Origin of the sequence: Compostimonas suwonensis (assembly GCF_002797855.1) — a bacterium.
GTDB lineage: Bacteria > Actinomycetota > Actinomycetes > Actinomycetales > Microbacteriaceae > Compostimonas > Compostimonas suwonensis.
On sequence record NZ_PGFB01000005.1, the window covers coordinates 236,509 to 254,365 of the forward strand.

Consider the following 17,857-nt stretch of genomic DNA (forward strand, 5'->3'; position numbering starts at 1 on the left):
CGTGAACCTGTCCACACAAGAGGCGACTCTGTCCACGGAACTCGCAGGATACTTCGCGGGCTACGCGGATGCCGAGCTTCCGCAGCGACACCTGCACGAGATGAACCGGCTCCTCATCGACTACCTGGGTGTCGCCCTCGCGGGCAGCCGCACCGACTCGGGGCGCATCGCCGGAGCCTTCGCGATCGAGCAGGGCGGAACGCCTCAGGCCACGATCATCGGCCGTGGCGAGCGCACGACGGCCGCCAACGCCGCATTCGCCAACGCGATCGCCGAGCACAGCATCGAGCTCGACGATGTCGACGTCGAGGCCCTCTTCCACTACGGGCCGCCCATCATGTCGACGGCCCTCGCCGTCGGGCAGGCCGTCGGCGCATCCGGGCCCCGGACGCTCGCGGCCGCCCTCGCCGGCTGCGAGATGATGAACCGTCTCAGCCGCGCGGCGAACCCCTCGCTGCGCAACCGGGGGTTCCACACGACCCCGACGACCGGCGTCTTCGGCGCGACCGTGACGGCGGGAGTGCTGCTCAAGCTCGACGCCGCCCAGCTCGTGAACGCGCTCGGTCTCGCGGGCGCGCAGTCCTCGGGTCTGATGGAGATGTACGGCACCTCGATGCAGAAGCGCTTCAACCCGGGCCCCGCTGCGCGCAACGGGGTCACCGCCGCCTACCTGGCCGGTCTCGGCTTCACGGGCGCCGACACCATCTTCGACGGCGTCCGCGGTTTCGCGGCGGCGTTCACCGACGAGTTCGACGCCTCCAAGCTCACCGAAGGCCTGGGCTCCGACATCCCGGTGATCGTCGAGTACAAGCCCTACTCGGCGGCACGCCCGATCCACAACGCGGTCGACTGCGCGCTTCTCATCCGCAACGGCGACGGGGTCGCGATCAGCGACATCCAGGATGTCGTCGTCTACCGCCACCCCACATGGGCCGACTACCACGTCATCAACGAGCCCCGCACCTACCACGAGGCCCAGGTGAGCCTGCCGTACTCGGTCGCGGTCGCCTTCGCCGACGGCGCCGCCCTCTTCGACCAGTACTCGAACGACAGGATCCGCGACGACGCCGCCGTCATGGGCCTCTGCCGCCGTGTGCGGATCGAGCACGACCCCTCGCTCGCCCGCGGTGTCTCGTGCCACATGGTCGTCACGACCACCGACGGCGTGCGCCACGAGGCCACCGTCGACTACGCCAAGGGCTCGGCCGAGAACCCGCTGAGCGACGACGAGCTGCTCGGCAAGTTCCGGATGCTCGCCGCCACGGCGCTGCCCGGGGAGAAGATCGAGGCGCTCGCCGACCGCGCACGCGGGATAGTGGACGTCGAGGACATCAACAGCCTCCTCGAGCTCAGCTACTAGTCAGGGGAACCCTCCATGTTCGCGGAAGATCGTATTCTCGAAGGCGCACTGGATCTGCACGCCCACGGCTCGCCCGAGTACACGCTCGCTCGACGGCCACGCGTCGACAACGACGAGTGGGCTCGACTCGCGATCGCGGCGGGTATGCGCGGCTTCGTCGTGAAGTCGCATGTCTGGCCCACGACCGGCGTCGTCGAGATGCTCAAGGCGCGGCGTCCTCAGCTCGAGATCTTCAGCAGCATCACCCTCAACCCTCCCGTCGGCGGCTTCGATCCGGTGGCCGTCGAGATCGCGGCGCAGATGGGCGCACGGGTCGTGTGGATGCCGACCTGGTCGGCGAGACACGACCCCGTCACGCACAGCATCACCCTCGATCGGATGAAGGCCGTGATCTCGACGCTCGACGTCGAACGCGCGCTACACGAGGACTCGCTCACGATCCTCGACGAGGAGGGGCGGCTGCTGCCCTCGGTCGGACGGGTGCTCGAGGTGTGCGCACGCTACGGCATGACGGTCGCGAGCGGGCACCTACCCATCGCCTCGAGTCTTGTGCTCGCCCAGGCGTGCGCCGAGGCCGGTGTCCGTTTTGTGCTCACGCACGCCAACAGCGCCTCGGTCGGGGCGAGCTTCGACCAGCAGCGCGCGATCGCCCGGACCGGTGGTTTCATCGAGCACGTGATCGTGAGCTGCATGCCGATGCACGGGCGTGGCGACCCCCGCGCCATCGCCGATTCCATCCGCGAGGTCGGGGCCGAGCACTGTGTCATGGCGAGCGACGCGGGCGAGGCCTGGAATCCCCCCGCGCCCGAGCTGCTCCGCATGTTCATCGGGTCGATGCTCGCGCTCGGGATCCCCGACGACGCTGTGCACCTCATGACGCACGACAACCCGGCGCGAGCTCTGGGACTCACCACCGATTGGACCCGCTATGAGTAAGACGACTGCTTCGCCCGCGAACTCGACGGGGATCCTCGCCGAGTTCGCCTCGCAGCTGCGGTTCGCCGATCTGCCCCCCGAGGTCGTCGCGCACGCGAAACGCTGCATCGCCGACACCGTCGCCTGCGGGCTCTACGGCTCGACCCTGCCGTGGACGCGGATCCTCCACGAGTCGATCGCGAGCGTCGACGGAGAAGGCGGCTGCGTCGTATGGGGCACCCCGGGCGGGCTGAGCGCCCCGGATGCGGCGCTCGTCAACGGCGCCGCGGTGCACGGCTTCGAGCTCGACGACCTGCACCAGCAGTCGATCGTGCACCCCGGCTCGGTCGTGCTGCCCGCGGCGCTCGCTCTCGCCGAGCTCGACACGGCCGTGACCGGCGAGCAGCTCGTCACGGCCGTTGTGGTCGGCTACGAGGTCGCAGCACGGGTCGGGATGTCGGTGGGAGCGGCCCATCTGCTGCAGGGGTTCCATCCCACCGCGACGCACGGCACCCTCGGCGCCGCCGCGGCCGCGGGCTCGATCCTGGGCCTCGACGCCGACGCGATGCACAACGCACTCGGAATCGCGGGCACGCAGTCCTCGGGCCTCATGGCGGCGCAGTTCGAGTCGATGGTCAAGCGTTTCCACGCCGGCCGGGCCGCCCAGAGCGGCGTGTACTCCGCCGTCCTCGCGGCACACGGATACACGGGGATCGACGACCTCTTCGAGAGCGGGTACGGCGGATACCTCACGACCCTCTCGCCGCGCCACGACGCATCGCTGCTCACCGCCGGACTCGGCGAGGTGTGGGAGACGCTGCGCGTCGGCTTCAAGCCGTACTCGACGAACGGCAGCTGTCATCCGGCGATCGACGCGCTGCTGGAGCTACGCGAGACGGAAGGCCTGAGGCTCGAGGACGTCGACCGGGTCACTCTTCACGTCTCATCCGCCACGAAGGAGCACGTCGGCTGGCTGTACGAGCCCGACAGCGTCACCACGGCGCAGATGAACCTGCCGTACATCGTGGCCGTGGTGCTCGCCGACGGGGACGCCTTCGTGAACCAGTTCACACCCGAGCGCATCGCCGACCCGGGTCTCGTCGCGTTCTCCCGGCGTGTGCACGTCGAGGCGGATGCCGCGATCGACGCCCGCGGCGACACCGCCCGGCACACGACCCGCCTCGAGCTCAGATTGAAGGACGGCCGTGTGCTGCACGCCGCGCGCGAGTTCGCACGCGGCAGTGGGCGGCTCCCGCTCACGACGATCGAGAGCGCGCAGAAGTTCGACAAGCTCACCGAGGGGGTGGCGACCGCACGGCGACCGTGGGAGGTCTACGCCCTCGTCGAGAAACTCGACGGCGCGCAGAGCGCCTCCTCGCTCGCCGAGGCGCTGCGCTCGGAGACCCCTATGAATTGACTCAGCGTGCTCCCCTGGTTATGTTCTATTGCATACCTGTATGTGGTACGAAAGCGAGAAGGGCCATCATGGGAGATTTTTCGGCGAACTTCCAGCGCCAATCGATGGCCGACGGAGTGTTCTCCCTCCTTCGCGACCAGATCATCTCCGGGCAGATCCCTCCCGGTCAGAAGCTCACCGAGCTCGACCTGGTCAAGACCCTCGGCGTGAGCCGCACCCCCATCCGCGAGGCCCTGCGCCTGCTGCTCGGGGAGCAGCTCGTCGAGAAGCGCTCGAGCGGCGGCTTCAGCGTCACGGACGTGAGGATGGAGGACATCCGGGGGATCTACAACGTTCGAGCCCTCCTCGAGGGGCTCATGGCGCGTGAGGCGTCGGTGAAGCTCACGACCGACGACCTGGAGGTCTTGGGCGAGATCATCGACAGGATGCACAAGGTCCCGACCACCGACGAGCAGACGATCGTGCTGCTGGGGCGCGAGTTCCACGCGCACATCGAGCACGTGGCGGCCAATCGCTGGGCCAAAGAGGCCCTCCAGCAGATCCGCGGCCACATCGACCGATACCGGATGCTCGCCTCCCGCGGCAAAGGGCGCCCCGTCGAGGCCGTGCGCGAGCACCAGGCCATCTACTCCGCGCTCGTCGTCGGCGACGCGGAGCTCGCGGAGCATCTGATGCGCCAGCACGTCGAGAACAGCGCGGGGCCGGCCCTCCACGTCATCGAGGAATCCTTCGCAGCTCGGCGCTGATGCCCTCGTCCATCGCCTCGTCCCGTTCTCCGGCCGCTCCCCCGACCTCGCCGAAGCGGCGATCGGCGTCGCTGTCATTCTCGCGGGTTTGTTATCGGAAACCCCTTGACTCGCTTGTGGGTGGGTCCTAGTTTACTTGTATGCAAGTATCCCTAATCTCATAACGGAAGGCAGGCCAAGGATGTCCCGCAGCACACGGATAACACTTGTAACAAGCACAGCAGCAATCCTCCTCCTCCTGGCCGGATGCGCCCCCGTCACCACCGATGGCGGCAGCGGCTCAGGTTCCAGCGACTCCGGCTCCCCCATCAAGGTCGGCTACCTCGGCGCCCTCAGCGGCGGTTCCGCCGCCAACGGGCAATCGGACCTCAACGGCGTGCAGCTGGCCGTCGATCAGCTCAACGAAGCCGGCGGAATCGCCGGTCGGCAGCTCGAAGTGGTGACCGCCGACGACAAGTCCGACCCGGCCACCTCCGCCACCGCAGCGCAGAAGCTCGTGCAGCAGGACGGCGTCGTCGCGGTTCTCGGAGGCCCCAACTCGGGCACCGTCAAGGCCAACAGCGTGATCGTCACCGGCGCGAACGTGCCCCGCATCATCACGATCGCCCAGGAAGACACCCTGATCGACCCCGCCGCGGCCGGATTCCCGCTCACCTTCCGGGTCACCGAGAACAACACCTACGACGTCGACGCGATCGCATCTGTGTTCGAACAAAAGGGCTACCAGGCCATCTGTGTGCTGGCCGACACCACGGCCTACGGAGAGGGCGGGCTCACGACGATCAACACGGTCTTCGCGAAGCATGACCTGCCCATCCACGCCGTCGCCCGCCACGAGGTCAACGCGACCGACATGACGGCTCCCGCGCTCACCCTGCGCGATGCCGGCTGCGACTCGATCTACCTCTACAGCCTGGGCCCCGACGGTGCGCTCTTCCTCAAGACACTGCAGCAGATCGGCTGGGATGTGCCCGTCATCGGCGGTCGCGGTCTCGCGGCGAAGTCGTTCCTCTCGCTCGCCGGCGACGCGGCCAACGGCGTCATCATCCCCGCGGTCGTCGACCCGTCGAAAGCCGAGGGAGGGGCGTTCATCGACGCCTACGACGCAGCGTACGGCGCCGACGACGACCCCGCCCACGTCTACTCGGCCATGGGCTATGACTCCATGAACATGCTCGCCGCGGCGCTCGAGGAGACCGACGGCGAGGGCGGCGACGCGCTCGCGAAAGCGCTCGGCTCCGTGGAGCTCACCGACGCGGCATCCGGTCGCGAAGGATCGACTCTCTCGTTCAGCACGGACCGGCACGAGGCGCCGAGCAAGGACTTCCTCGTGCTGTACGAGATCAAGGACGGCGCGTTCTCGTTCCTCTCGAGCGACGTCGAGTCCGGTCAGTAACACCGGAGCGACGTTCGCAAGACCCACGTCAATGAAGACAACCCGAAAGAGGATCGTCACGTGAATACCGCGTTGCAACTCATCATCGCCGGGCTCGCGGTCGGCAGCATCTACGGCCTGATCGCGCTGGGCTTCCTTATCATCCATCACGCCACCGGCATCGTGAACTTCGCCCAGGGCAACATGCTGATGGTGGGAGCCGTGACGAGCTATCTCGTTGTGAGCCAGTTCGGTCTGAGCTATTTCGTGGCGATCCCGGTTGTCGTCGTCGTCGCTGTACTGGTCGCACTGGTCTTCGACCATGGATTGGTGCGACCACTGCAGCGACGGGGTGCTCCCGTGTACAGCATCGTCGTCGGCACCCTCGTCTTCGGCATCATCCTCGCCGAACTCGCGGCGCTCATCGCCGGCGATCAGCAACGCGGTGTGCCGCCGCTCGTGCCCAACGACCCGATCTCGCTCGCAGGCCTGTCGGTACGACCGCAGACGCTCCTGAGCGTGCTCGTCGCCTGGGCGATCGTCGTGGGCGTGTGGTTCTTCTTCAACCGCACTCTCAGCGGCCTGTCGCTCAAAGCCGTGGGCCTCAACCGCACAGGCGCGGAGGTCACCGGTATCCGTGTTCCGAGGATGCTGACCATCGCGTTCATCGTGAGCATCGTCATCACCTGCATCGGCGGCCTGCTCATCGCGCCCATCCTCGGCGCCGGGCCCCGGATGGGTCTCGAGCTCGGCGTCAAGGGATTCGCGGCGGCCGTGCTCGGCGGCTTCGACAGCGTCAACAAGGCGATGATCGCGGGCGTGGCGCTCGGCATCCTCGAGACGCTCACGGCCTACTACCTCTCGAGCGCATACGCTTCGGCGATCGCGTACGCCGTGCTGCTCGTCGCGCTCTGCATCCAACCGCTGCGTGTGCAGATCATGAGCAGGCGGACCGCATGACGATCAAATCGCCTCTCACCCGCGCCCGGGAGATCAACGGCGGCACGGCCTCGCTCTCCCTCGCACGCACCCGCGCCCAGTTCTGGGTCGAGGTCGCGCTCAGCGTCGTCATCGTCTCGCTGCCCGGTCTGCTGCAGAGCGCCTACTACATCAGGATCCTCGAGGACATTGCGGTCTTCGGACTCCTCGCGATGGGCCTCAACCTGGTCTTCGGGTACACGGGGCAGATCTCGCTCGGCCAAGCCGCCTTCTACGCGCTCGGCTCTTACGGCTCGGTCATCCTCGAGACCCAGCTGGGTGTTCCGGTCTACCTGGCCTGGCCCCTCGCCATCGCGTTCTGCATGGCGGTGGCCTGGATCATCAGCTTCCCCGTGCTCCGGCTCAAAGGCCACTACCTCGCCCTCGCCACGCTCGCCTTCGGCCTCATCGTCGAGACGCTCATCGGACAGGGTGGAACCCTGACAGGCGGCCACGACGGCCTCATCGTCCCCGTGCAATCGGTGCTCGGCGAGTTCCTCACGAGCCGGTTCCCCTACATCGTGGTCGGTGTCGCGGTGCTCGCCTATTGGCTGCTGCGCAACCTCACCAACTACTCCGTCGGGAGGGCGTTGCGGTCGCTTCGTGACGATCCGGATGCCGCTGCCGCCCTCGGCGTGCCGGTCTCGCGGTACCGCACCGCGAGTTTTGTGCTCGCCGCCGGGCTCTCCGCGATCGCAGGGATCTTCTACGCTCACGTCGCGCAGGTGGTGACACCAGAGGTGTTCAGCTTCGACACCTCCATCCAGATCCTCCTGATGGTCATCATCGGCGGTATGGGCCACCGCCTCGGCGGTGTCATCGGCGCGGTCGTCGTGCTGCTGCTGCCCGAGTTCCTGTACGGGCTGAACACGGCCAAGAGCCTGGTCTTCGCGATCATCGTGCTCATCGTGCTGCTGTTCATGCCCCAGGGCATCGCCGGACTGCCACGGCAGATCTCATCGTGGTGGCGACGAACGCGCCGCCCGGTCGCTAAGGAGCCGCAGGCATGAAACTCGAGATCTCAGGTCTGACGAAGAACTTCGGCGGTCTGCGCGCGCTGACCGATGTGAGCTTCACGGCGGAGGACGGCGAGCTCACGGCGGTCATAGGCCCGAACGGTGCGGGCAAGACCACGATGTTCAACTGCATCGCGGGCTTCCATCGCGTGAGCTCGGGAACCGTGACGCTCGGTGGCCGCGTCATCACCGGGCTCAAACCGGCGCAGGTGCTGGGCAGCGGGCTCGCCCGCACCTTCCAGCTCGTGCGCGCCTTCGAAGGCCTCACCGTGCTGGAGACCGTCATGACAGCCGGGCATGCGCGTTCCGGGCAGAGATTCGGCACAGCCATGCTCGGTCTCCCGTCGACACGCAGGAGCGAGAACGTGCTGCGCGACGAGGCCTACCAGACCCTCGCAGCCCTCGGCGTCGAGCATCTCGCCGACAGTCATCTGCAAGAGCTTCCCTACGGGCAGCAGCGCCTCGTCGAGATCGCCAAAGCGCTCGCGACCGGGGCGGACGTGCTGCTGCTCGACGAACCGGCCGCAGGTCTGCACTCGACCGAAGTGGGCTATCTCGCGAGTGTTCTCGCATCGATCAAAGAAACGGGGCGTACGGTGCTGATGATCGAGCACAACATGCCGTTCGTCATGGGACTCGCCGACAAGATCGTGGTCCTGGACTTCGGCAAGAAGCTGGCGGAAGGGGAACCGGAGTCGGTGCGCACCAACCAAGCGGTCATCGACGCCTACCTGGGACGGGCGGATCGCGATGCTTGAGGTCACCGATGTACGCTGCGGGTATCCCGGCGGCCCCGACGTTCTCGACGACATCTCGATCACCGTCGCAGCGGGTGAGATCGTGTCGCTCGTCGGCCTCAACGGTGCGGGCAAGTCGACGCTCGTCAAAGCGATCTCGGGCATGCTCCCCCTGCGCGGCGGCAGCGTCGTCTTCCGCGACGACGACGTCTCGCAGCTCTCCTGCGACGCCCGTGTGCGCCGGGGTCTTATGCTCGTGCCCGAAGGCCGCGAGCTCTTCCCGAGCATGTCGGTCGCCGAGACCCTGAGGCTCGGCACCTACCCCATCCCGCGCCCGAAACGCTCGGCCCTCGCCGGACCCGCGCTCGAGCGGGTCTTCGATCTCTTCCCCGTGCTCGCCGAGCGCCGCAAGCAGGCCGCCGGCACCCTGAGCGGCGGTGAGCAGCAGATGCTCGCGATCGCCCGCGCTCTGATGTCGTCGCCCGCGATGCTCGTGCTCGACGAACCCTCGCTCGGGCTCGCACCACGCCTGATCGAGACGATCTTCCTCGTGCTCCAGGAGCTCAATCGCGAAGGCCTGACGATCCTGCTCGTCGAGCAGAACGCCACCATCGCCCTCGATGTGAGCGACCGCGCGTACATGCTCGAACTGGGCCGGGTCATCCGGCACGGGCCGAGCGCCGAGCTGCGCGACACCGTGGATCTGATGGACCTGGTCGCCGGGACGACATCGGAGGAGGACTCCCCGGTCGCGGCATCCGGTCGAGAGATGGTCGAACTGCCGCATTACAGCCGGGCCGGCGGCTCGAACGAGAGCCGCAAGCAGCATGACAACGGAGGAGGACGGGCGTGAGCACCGACAACAACACTGCAGCACCGACGGGCACGATCATCGGAGTGTGCGGCCTCGGCAACATGGGCAGCGCCCTCGCCGACCGGCTGGCCGTCGTCGGACCGGTGGTCGGGTTCGATCTCAGTGAGGCGAGGCGACAGGAGCTCGCCGATCGGCCGAACATCACGACGGTCGCAACCGTGCCCGAGCTCGCCCCCGCCTCCGTCATCGTCTTCTCGCTTCCGACGCCCCAGATCTCGGCTGCCGTCGCCGAGCAGTTGCTGCCGTCGTTGAGCCGGGGCACGCTCATCATCGAGACGAGCACAGTGAACCCCTCCGACATGCAGAAGCTGCAAGAGAAGCTCGCACCCCGGGGCGTGCGCATCATCGACGCGGCTCTGCTCTCCGGTGTCGCCCAGATGATCGCCGGCGAAGCGGTTGTGCTCGCCGGCGGAGACGACGACGATCTCGACGACGCCGAGCCCTATCTCCGCGCGCTCGGCGAGGTCACGCGTATGGGCGGGATCGGCAGCGCCATGGCCGCGAAGGTGATCCACAACGCCGTCATCCACGCCGTGATGGTCGTGCTCGTCGAGGGCGCGGCCCTCGCCGCCAGCACGGGTGTCTCCGGCGCCGACCTCGTCCGCATCCTGCAGGACACCGAGCGAGGGCTCATGCGGCCGCTCAGCCACCGCTACGGCGAGCGCATCCTCGATGGGGACTACGAGGGCGGGATGCCGACGGAGGCCGCCCGCAAGGACTCGACGCTCGCCCTCGCGCTCGCACAGGAGGCGAAGGTGCCGCTCTTCGCGATCTCGGCCTCGCACACGGTCTACGAGATCGCGACCAACGAAGGCTACGGCCGGCTGGACTACGCGGCGATCGCGAAGCTCTGGGAGGGCTGGCTCGACCGCTCGCTCGCCTCCGAGGGCGAGACGCCGGACGGGGCCTGAGAAGCCGCAACAGCAAGAGTCCAAGGAGACGACAGTGACAGATTCCCCCGAATACCAGGTCTATGCGATCAGGTTCGCCCACCGCGACGCCTCATATCGTTGGGAGCACTTCTATCGCGGCGACCCGCATGGCGGCGCACCCATGCCGATCGACTACTTCGTGTGGGTGGCGACCTCCCCCGAGGCGACGGTGGTCTTCGACGCCGGCTACACGCCGGAGACCGCCGCGCGCAGGGGAAACCGCGACTACCTGCAGTCGCCCATGGAAACCCTCGGTGCGCTCGGCATCGATGCGAGCACCGTCGAACACCTCGCGATCAGCCATCTGCACTACGACCATGTCGGGCACATCAAGGACTTCCCTGCCGCCCGCGTGCTGATCCAGCAGAAGGAGTGGGATTTCTGGAACGCACCGAGCGGCTCCCGCGGCGACAATGTGCACCACTGGGAGCCCGGAGACATGGAGTACATCGCGAGCCAGATCGCGTCGGGGCGTGTCGAGCTCGTCGACGGCGAGGTCGAGGTCGTCCCCGGGATCACCCTGCATCGCACCGGCGGCCACACTGCCGGCTTGCAGATCTTCCGCATCCAGACCGCTGCAGGGCACGTTGTGCTCACCGCAGATGCCAGCCACTTCTACGAGAACATCGGCAGCGACCGGCCGTACGCACTCGTCGACCACCTGTACTCGATGCACCTCGCCTTCGACACGATCCGCGAGCTCGCGGACTCCGAGGAGCTCATCGTGCCCGGTCACGACCCGCTCGTCTTGGAGCGGTTCCCCGCCGTCGACGGGCTCGAAGGCCTGGCGGTGCGGATTGCCTGAGGCGACGGACGCAGGGGCCCTGACCGGGCTGCTCACCGGAAAGACCGTCTGGGTGACCGGCGCGGGGGGCACGATCGGCGCCGGCATCGTACGGGCGTGCGAGAACGCGGGCGCTCGAGTGATCGGCACCGGGCTCTCGCCGAACGACCCGTCGATCGAGGTCTGCGACGTGCGCGACTCCGCGAGCATCGACGGATTCGTCGACTCGGTCTGGGATCGCTACGGCAGCCTCGATGTGCTCGTCAACAATGCCGCCGTCACCGTGCGCAAAGACATCCTCGAGGTGACCGAGGCGGAGTGGGAGAACATCTTCGCCGTCAACGTCAAGGGCACGTTCCTGTGCAGCCAGGCCGTCGCGCGACGGCTTGTGGACGCCGGCAGGCCGGGATCGATCGTCAACATCTCGTCGATCAACGCATCGGTCGCGCACGCCGCCACGGTCGCCTACGCCGCCACAAAAGGCGCGATCCAGACGATGAGCTACGGTCTCGCGGTCGCGCTCGGGCCACACGGCATCCGTGTCAACGTCGTCGCCCCCGGTACCGTCGAGAGCAACCTCAACGCCGAACGCTGGACGGTTCCCGGCAACCGCGAGAAGGCGACGGAGCGCACTCCGCTCGGCCGGCTGGGCCTTGCTGAAGACATCGCCCCGACCGTGGTGTTCCTCGCGTCGGACATGTCCTCGTACACGACGGGCGCGGTCGTGCACGTCGACGGGGGCAAGCTGCGGCTCGCCTGAGCTTCGGCGAGAGCACCGACCACCGACTCCGGCATCCGTTCGCGGGCCCGACCCCTCGCCCTCCGAACGGGGTGAGATGCTCACGCGCCGCGAACGGATGCCGCGACGACGGGCGTACCGCAGAAACCGTCCTGTTCCGCCCGCACGCGCCCCGGCCGGCATCGCGCCGGCGCCTACGCCGTGAGCCCCAGAACCTCCGCCGTGGCGGCGAGCGACTCGGCCGCGCGCTCCGGGTCGTCTGAGAGCACCGTGCCGTAGCTCGGCACCATCTCGCGCAGCTTCGGCTCCCACTCCGCTATGTGGTCGGGGAAGCAGGTCGCGACGAGGTCGAACATGATGGGCGCCGCCGTCGAGGCGCCCGGAGACGCACCGAGCAGGCCGGAGATCGTGCCGTCGGCCGAGGTGATGACCTCGGTTCCGAACTGCAGCACGCCGCCCCTCTTCGGGTCTTTCTTCATGACCTGCACACGCTGCCCTGCGGTGATGAGCTCCCAGTCCTCGTCTTTCGCCGTCGGCATGAACTCGCGCAGAGCCGCGAGCTTCTTCGAGCGGGTGGCGAGCAGCTCGCCCACGAGGTACTTGATGAGGTCGACGTTGTCGCGCGCGACGGCCAGCATGGGCCCGAGGTTGTGGGCGCGGATCGAGAAGGGCAGATCGGTGATCGACCCCGACTTGAGGAACTTGGGGCTGAATCCCGCGTACGGCCCGAAGAGCAGGGTCGCCTGGCCGTCGACGATGCGTGTGTCGAGGTGCGGAACCGACATGGGCGGCGCGCCCTTGCCCGCCTTGCCGTAGACCTTCGCCTTGTGCTGCGCGACGATCTCCGGGTTGCTCGTGCGGAAGAACTGCCCGCTGATCGGGAAGCCTCCGAAGCCCTTGATCTCGGGGATGCCCGACTTCTGCAGCAGTTCGAGAGCACCGCCGCCCGCCCCCACGAACACGAAGCGAGCGGTCACCTCCTCGGTGGTGCGCCCCACCGTGTGCAGGAGCTTGAGCTTCCAGAGCCCGTCCTTCTGCTTGCGGATGCCGCGCACCTCGCGGTTGAGGGCGAGCTCGGCGCCGTTCGCCGTGAGGTAGTCCATGAGCTGCACGGTCAGAGCGCCGAAGTCGACGTCGGTGCCGTACTCCGAGCGCGTCGCCGCGATCTTCTCTCCGGCGGCGCGCTTCGCCGTGAGGAGGGGGGTCCACTCGCCGAGGGTCGCGGCATCCGTCGTGAACTCCATGTTGTTGAAGAGCGGCTGGTCGGTGAGCGCCTCGAACCGCTTGCGCAGGTACTCGACGTTGGCCTCGCCCTGCACGAAGGTCATGTGCGGCGTGGAGTTGATGAACCCGGTGTCGGAGAGGGCTCCGTCGCGCACGAGGTACGACCAGAACTGGCGGCTGATCTGGAACTGCTCGTTGATGCTCACAGCCTTGGCGGGGTCGACGCTGCCGTCGGGCGCCTCGGGCATGTAGTTGAGCTCGCAGAGGGCCGCGTGGCCGGTGCCCGCGTTGTTCCAGGGGTTCGAGCTCTCCTGGGCGAGTGCGCCCAGCCGCTCGTAGACGCGGATGCTCCAGTCGGGCTGCAACTGCTTGATGAGCGTTCCGAGGGTGGCACTCATGATGCCACCACCGATGAGCACAACGTCGATGGGTTCAGAAGAGGGCACGGATGAACCTTCTGCCTTTCCGTGAAATGCAGCGCATGGCCGCGTGCGGCCCGTCGGCGCGCACCCTACGAGTTTAGGCGTTCTTGCGACGCTCATCGCCGGCGACGCCCGTGCCGCTCGGGTCGGCGCCCGTGCCGACCCGTCGCGGAGCTCAGCCCCGAGCCCGCTCGTACACCTCGAGGAAGCGCGGCACGGGCATCGACGCGACGGTGCGCGCGATGAGCGGCAGATCGACGTCGCCGAGAGCCCGGAACCGCAGGCAGCTCTTGCCCATGTCGAGCGCGAGCCCCGTCGCCTCCCACGCCTCGCGGAACGCGCGATCCTCGGGCCCGTCACTGTACAGGCCCATCAGATACAGCGAGTTGTAGTTCTTCTGGTCCGCGAGCGAGACGTAGGCGAGCGGCTGCCCGTTGTAGGTGCGGGGAAAGGTCGTGAGCGGCACGACCCAGCCGGGCATGCCCCACGCGAGCACGAGCTCGTAGCCCTCGGGCATCGCCTCGCGCACCGTCTCGAAGACGGGGCGGATGACGCTCCGCCTCCCCTCCGGCAGACCGTCGAGGTATGCGGCCACCTCCGCCGGCACTCCCGTCTCCGCTCGCCCCTCCGCCCCCTCGTCCACATCGTCCGCCGCGTCCATACGACCACGGTACCGAGCCGCCGGCCCGTGGTCGAGGATCATCCTCCGTACCCCCAGTAGTGGGCTGACCGGCAATGTTCTGGAGGATCCCCCTGTTGTCCCCCAAAGTGCCGACTACGCTGAGGACCGAAGCCGGCCCGCGCACAGAACTCGCCGGGCATCCCTGCGGCAGAGTCGCCATACTCCGACACCGAAGGAATGATGTGACCCTCCCGCCCGCCCAGCGGATTCCCCTGCCGGCATCCCGAGTCCAGCTCGCCGCCGACGGCGGTGCCGAGGATCCCGCCCGCGGCCTCCTGCCGTATTCCACGACAGCCCTCGGCTCGCACGCCCTCGCGCCGCTGGCCGTGAGCCCCGGAGTCACGATCACGACACTCGTGCACACCAAGGACTGCGACCGCGACTGGCTCGTCACGGTCGGCTTCACCGCCGACGACACGGTCTTCGAGCTCGTCTTCGACCGCGGCGCCCCGCCGATCGCGGGGCGCACCTGGCGCCAGTTCGCCACGGCCATGATGGTCAACACGAATCGGCGCACCGAGTTCCGCGAGAACGGCACCGAGCTCATCGTCAGCGGGGACACGCCCCGCCCGTGGTCAGGCCCGTACACGCTCACCATCGAGTACAGCGCATCCTGACCCGGCTGACGCCCCGCGGCGTACCGCCCGGTCGGTGAAGCCGATCGCAGAAACCCGCACTCATCAGCCCGTGCTGTGCGCATCCGGGCAGATGCCATTGGTACCGTAGTCACCATGGACACCACCCCGACCCCGCGTATGGCCGTCGTCATCGAAGACGACATCGACATCCGCCACCTGCTCGAGACGGTGCTGAGCCAGGCGGGCTTCCAGACCGTCGCCACCGGTAACGGCGTCGACGGCGTCCAGGCGGTCACGAGCTACAACCCGCTCGTCACGACCCTCGATGTGAGCATGCCCGGCATCGACGGCTATGAGACGGCCCGCCGCATCCGCTCGTTCAGCAGCACCTACATCGTGATGATCTCCGCGCGCGGCGAGGAGATCGACATCCTGCAGGGCCTCGAGGCCGGAGCCGACGACTACATCATCAAGCCGTTCCGCCCCCGCGAGCTGCGGGCACGCATCGAGGCGATGCTCAGACGGCCCCGGATGCCGCTGGCCGACGAGCCCGCGAACGACGCCGCCGCGCCCGCCGGGGTCGCTGCGGCCACCGCGCCCGCGATCGCGGCGGCACCGGCATCCGACCCGGACACGGCCACGACCCGCACACTGCCCGACGACTTCGAGCACGAGGACGAATGGCTCGTGCACAACGGCCTGCGTGCGAACGCCGCGACCCGCCTCGCCGCGGTCGACACGACCGAGATCGAGCTCACGCGCAGCGAGTTCGATCTGCTGGTGGCGCTGCTCGAATCCCGGCGAAGGGTGCGCAGCAAGGCCGATCTGGCGCTGCTGCTGCGAGGCGAGAGCTACATCACCAACCACTACATCAGCGAATCCGACAAACGCGCCGTCGAGGTGCACATGGGAAACCTGCGCAGGAAGCTCGGTGAGAGCTCGACCAACCCGCGCTGGATCGAGACGGTGCGCGGCATCGGCTATCGGCTGACGGCGCCCGAAGACCACTAGAGCCGCGGGACGCGCAGACCGGCAGGCCTGGAGCGCCGAGCCGGCTCAGTCGGCGAGAGCCCGTGGGCCCCAACTCGCGAGCATCGCCGAGAGCTCGTCGAGAGTGCGCGTCGCGACGTCCTCGAGCCGCACGAGGTGCCGACGGGCCTCGGCGAAGTCGCCGAAGACAACCGCGGCGTCGATGACGCCGGCGATCGCGCACACGGCGATCGCGCCCACCATCGCACAGCTGCTCGCGATGCTCAGCAGCACGATGTGGGCCTCATCGGGGTCGCTCTCGTCGAGGGCGCACGTGAGCCTCCGGGATCGTGTGTCCCAGAGGCCGACGAAGTTCTCCACGAAGACACGGCTGCCGCCGAGATCCCCCGACAGTTGGTCCAGGAGGTCCCTCAGCACGGCCTTGTCGATGAGATCAGACAGGGTCACACCCGGTATCCACGGTGGCGGCGGAGGAACTTGCCGAGCATTCCGATGGTCTGAAGCACGGTGATCGTGCCGAGCACGGGCCAGCCGATCCAGAGGATCGTCGACTGCGCGATGACGGGGAGCTGGAACCAGCCGAAGACGAGCAGACCGATCGCGACGAGGGCGACGAGCAGCGGTCCGAGGTATGCGTTTCCCGAGCCGCGCTCGGCCTTGGCCTGCTCCGCCCAGTTGTCGGTCTGCTGGCGGCTCGCGAACTTGCCCCATGCGCGCACGAAGTGCCCGATCCGGATCCACATGTAGAGCTCAGCGGGCACAAACAGAAGCGCGAAGAGGATGTCTCGCCAGTTGTGGTTCTTCATCGACAGGGCCGTGCGCAGGTTGAGGAGGGTCGCGACGCCGACCGGAATGAGCCAGACGGGCGAGAAGACGAAAGCGTGGATCGAGAGCGAGGCGATGAGCAGCACGACGAAGAGCAGCCGGGTGACGATGTTGACAGCCATCGAGAAGTTCTCGAGCCAGCGCAGACGCAGGTTCGGGTGCAGCGGCTGGCCCTTGGTATCACCACGCTGGCCGGGCCACATCAGGTCGATGGCGCCATAGTTCCACTTCACCTGCTGCCCGTCGAGGGAGCGGAGATTGTTCATCCCGCCGACGTCGGCGCGGGCACGGGCGCTGATCTTGGTGAGATAGCCGGCGCTCTTGATCTGCAAGGAGAGAAGCGAATCCTCCACCTCGCTGTCCTTGACCCACGGCGTCGTCTGGTGGCTCTCCTCCATCACCTGGCTCAGGGCGCGCACCGAGAAGATCGAGAACTGGCCGCCGAGCACGGCCATGTTGCGGCCGCGCAGCATGTTCTGCATGTTGAAGGCAGCGAACTGCGCACGCTGGCCGGCCGTCAGAAACGCCGCCATGACGCCCTTCGCCGAGTGGTCGTCGATGCTGTAGATGGCCGAGATCCCACCGATTCGGGTATCGGATGAGATCTCGGCCTCAAGCGCCTCGACGGCGTCGGGTCGCGCCGTCGTGTCGCCGTCCACACCAAGCAGGTAGTCGCAGCCGCGTACGAGCTCGAAGCCGTAGTTGAGCGCGCCCACCTTCTTGTCGGGGTTCTCCCCGATATCGTGCACGAAGATCTCGGTCGCCTGAAGCCCGCCATCATGGGAACTGCGATGGCGTCCGGCGTAGTTGCTCGCGATGGCGACGGTCCGGTCGGTCGTGTTGTTCACGACCACATGGATGACGTCGGGCAAGCGAGTCTGCGCCAGAAGCGATTCGAGTACTCCGGCGATCGACTCCTCCTCGTTGTACGCGGGCACGATACATCCGATCGTGGGCCGGTAGACGGGAAGCGCGTCGACGCTGGCGATGAACTCGTTCGCGTGAGCTTCGAGGTCGCTCAGAGGAGACGCTGCGAATCCCCGGGGGGCGATGATATTCGGGGTGAAGGGATTCACTGGTGTGCTAGGGCTTACCGTCACGGCTGTCTCCTTTCTGTGCTGGCCTCTTCGTGCCGCATCGTGTTGACGAATACGAGTGTGCAGGGTGCCCCTCAAGGTCCCGGACGGTTTACGCTAGGGTCGGCACAAGAAAGTCTCAAGATTTCCGCACCGTACCCGCTGTGCCGAGCTGAACGGCAGCCGT

General features: G+C 67.6%; 18 protein-coding genes. 14 read left to right on the forward strand and 4 right to left on the reverse strand.

Annotation, left to right across the window (positions count from 1 at the left end):
- Position 1: 1 nt before the first annotated feature.
- The 12 genes from CLV54_RS14560 to CLV54_RS14615 all read left to right on the forward strand — a co-directional run bounded on the left by CLV54_RS14560 (position 2) and on the right by CLV54_RS14615 (position 11,894).
- A complete protein-coding gene (locus tag CLV54_RS14560; protein WP_157803001.1) occupies positions 2-1,360 on the forward strand; it encodes an MmgE/PrpD family protein in 1,359 nt (452 codons plus the stop codon).
- A 15-nt stretch (positions 1,361-1,375) separates the two neighbouring features.
- Entirely contained in the window at positions 1,376-2,296 is a 921-nt protein-coding gene (locus tag CLV54_RS14565) for a DUF6282 family protein (protein ID WP_100345714.1), read from the forward strand.
- Positions 2,289-3,692, forward strand: a complete 1,404-nt coding sequence (locus CLV54_RS14570) for an MmgE/PrpD family protein (RefSeq protein WP_100345715.1) — start codon at positions 2,289-2,291, stop codon at positions 3,690-3,692. The genes CLV54_RS14565 and CLV54_RS14570 overlap by 8 nt, the downstream gene beginning before the upstream one ends.
- A gap of 68 nt (positions 3,693-3,760) precedes the next feature.
- On the forward strand, positions 3,761-4,438 hold the full coding sequence (locus CLV54_RS14575; protein WP_170062009.1) for a GntR family transcriptional regulator: 678 nt from the start codon (positions 3,761-3,763) through the stop codon (positions 4,436-4,438).
- A gap of 181 nt (positions 4,439-4,619) precedes the next feature.
- The gene (locus CLV54_RS14580; protein WP_100345717.1) at positions 4,620-5,834 is read left to right on the forward strand and encodes an ABC transporter substrate-binding protein; all 1,215 of its coding nucleotides are present in this window, start codon (positions 4,620-4,622) and stop codon (positions 5,832-5,834) included.
- A 60-nt stretch (positions 5,835-5,894) separates the two neighbouring features.
- The gene (locus CLV54_RS14585) at positions 5,895-6,773 is read left to right on the forward strand and encodes a branched-chain amino acid ABC transporter permease (protein ID WP_100345718.1); all 879 of its coding nucleotides are present in this window, start codon (positions 5,895-5,897) and stop codon (positions 6,771-6,773) included.
- Positions 6,770-7,801, forward strand: a complete 1,032-nt coding sequence (locus CLV54_RS14590; protein WP_100345719.1) for a branched-chain amino acid ABC transporter permease — start codon at positions 6,770-6,772, stop codon at positions 7,799-7,801. The genes CLV54_RS14585 and CLV54_RS14590 overlap by 4 nt, the downstream gene beginning before the upstream one ends.
- The gene (locus tag CLV54_RS14595) at positions 7,798-8,565 is read left to right on the forward strand and encodes an ABC transporter ATP-binding protein (RefSeq protein ID WP_100345720.1); all 768 of its coding nucleotides are present in this window, start codon (positions 7,798-7,800) and stop codon (positions 8,563-8,565) included. The genes CLV54_RS14590 and CLV54_RS14595 overlap by 4 nt, the downstream gene beginning before the upstream one ends.
- Positions 8,558-9,397 carry an ABC transporter ATP-binding protein gene (locus CLV54_RS14600; protein ID WP_100345721.1) on the forward strand — a complete coding sequence of 280 codons (840 nt, stop codon included), beginning with the start codon at positions 8,558-8,560 and terminating at the stop codon, positions 9,395-9,397. The genes CLV54_RS14595 and CLV54_RS14600 overlap by 8 nt, the downstream gene beginning before the upstream one ends.
- Complete coding sequence (locus CLV54_RS14605) at positions 9,394-10,329, forward strand: NAD(P)-dependent oxidoreductase (RefSeq protein WP_211294566.1); 936 nt, start codon at positions 9,394-9,396, stop codon at positions 10,327-10,329. Before CLV54_RS14600 ends, CLV54_RS14605 begins: the two co-directional genes overlap by 4 nt.
- A gap of 34 nt (positions 10,330-10,363) precedes the next feature.
- Positions 10,364-11,155, forward strand: coding sequence for an N-acyl homoserine lactonase family protein (locus CLV54_RS14610; RefSeq protein WP_100345722.1), 792 nt, complete (start codon positions 10,364-10,366; stop codon positions 11,153-11,155).
- Entirely contained in the window at positions 11,148-11,894 is a 747-nt protein-coding gene (locus tag CLV54_RS14615; RefSeq protein ID WP_100345723.1) for an SDR family NAD(P)-dependent oxidoreductase, read from the forward strand. The genes CLV54_RS14610 and CLV54_RS14615 overlap by 8 nt, the downstream gene beginning before the upstream one ends.
- Positions 11,895-12,067: 173 nt before the next feature.
- Here CLV54_RS14615 and CLV54_RS14620 read toward each other — a convergent pair whose 3' ends face one another.
- Together CLV54_RS14620 and CLV54_RS14625 are read right to left on the reverse strand one after the other, a co-directional pair.
- Entirely contained in the window at positions 12,068-13,543 is a 1,476-nt protein-coding gene (locus CLV54_RS14620; RefSeq protein WP_281258188.1) for a malate:quinone oxidoreductase, read from the reverse strand.
- A gap of 151 nt (positions 13,544-13,694) precedes the next feature.
- Entirely contained in the window at positions 13,695-14,180 is a 486-nt protein-coding gene (locus CLV54_RS14625; protein WP_100345725.1) for a DUF1801 domain-containing protein, read from the reverse strand.
- A gap of 203 nt (positions 14,181-14,383) precedes the next feature.
- Here CLV54_RS14625 and CLV54_RS14630 point away from each other — a divergent pair, with 203 nt between their 5' ends.
- Together CLV54_RS14630 and CLV54_RS14635 are read left to right on the forward strand one after the other, a co-directional pair.
- Positions 14,384-14,818, forward strand: a complete 435-nt coding sequence (locus CLV54_RS14630) for a hypothetical protein (protein WP_100345726.1) — start codon at positions 14,384-14,386, stop codon at positions 14,816-14,818.
- A gap of 114 nt (positions 14,819-14,932) precedes the next feature.
- On the forward strand, positions 14,933-15,790 hold the full coding sequence (locus CLV54_RS14635; RefSeq protein ID WP_100345727.1) for a response regulator transcription factor: 858 nt from the start codon (positions 14,933-14,935) through the stop codon (positions 15,788-15,790).
- 45 nt (positions 15,791-15,835) lie between these two features.
- Here CLV54_RS14635 and CLV54_RS14640 read toward each other — a convergent pair whose 3' ends face one another.
- Together CLV54_RS14640 and CLV54_RS14645 are read right to left on the reverse strand one after the other, a co-directional pair.
- Entirely contained in the window at positions 15,836-16,216 is a 381-nt protein-coding gene (locus tag CLV54_RS14640) for a hypothetical protein (protein ID WP_100345728.1), read from the reverse strand.
- On the reverse strand, positions 16,213-17,694 hold the full coding sequence (locus CLV54_RS14645) for a glycosyltransferase family 2 protein (protein WP_245861751.1): 1,482 nt from the start codon (positions 17,692-17,694) through the stop codon (positions 16,213-16,215). The genes CLV54_RS14640 and CLV54_RS14645 overlap by 4 nt, the downstream gene beginning before the upstream one ends.
- Between the last annotated feature and the right edge of the window lie 163 nt (positions 17,695-17,857).

Bases quoted from the DNA above. Each gene is read 5' to 3' on its own strand.
- CLV54_RS14575 (WP_170062009.1), top strand. From the start codon at position 3,761: ATGGGAGATTTTTCGGCGAACTTCCAGCGCCAATCGATGGCCGACGGA.
- CLV54_RS14635 (WP_100345727.1), top strand. From the start codon at position 14,933: ATGGACACCACCCCGACCCCGCGTATGGCCGTCGTCATCGAAGACGAC.
- CLV54_RS14565 (WP_100345714.1), top strand. From the start codon at position 1,376: ATGTTCGCGGAAGATCGTATTCTCGAAGGCGCACTGGATCTGCACGCC.
- CLV54_RS14580 (WP_100345717.1), top strand. From the start codon at position 4,620: ATGTCCCGCAGCACACGGATAACACTTGTAACAAGCACAGCAGCAATC.
- CLV54_RS14625 (WP_100345725.1), bottom strand. From the start codon at position 14,180: ATGGACGCGGCGGACGATGTGGACGAGGGGGCGGAGGGGCGAGCGGAG.
- CLV54_RS14570 (WP_100345715.1), top strand. From the start codon at position 2,289: ATGAGTAAGACGACTGCTTCGCCCGCGAACTCGACGGGGATCCTCGCC.
- CLV54_RS14600 (WP_100345721.1), top strand. From the start codon at position 8,558: ATGCTTGAGGTCACCGATGTACGCTGCGGGTATCCCGGCGGCCCCGAC.
- CLV54_RS14590 (WP_100345719.1), top strand. From the start codon at position 6,770: ATGACGATCAAATCGCCTCTCACCCGCGCCCGGGAGATCAACGGCGGC.
- CLV54_RS14595 (WP_100345720.1), top strand. From the start codon at position 7,798: ATGAAACTCGAGATCTCAGGTCTGACGAAGAACTTCGGCGGTCTGCGC.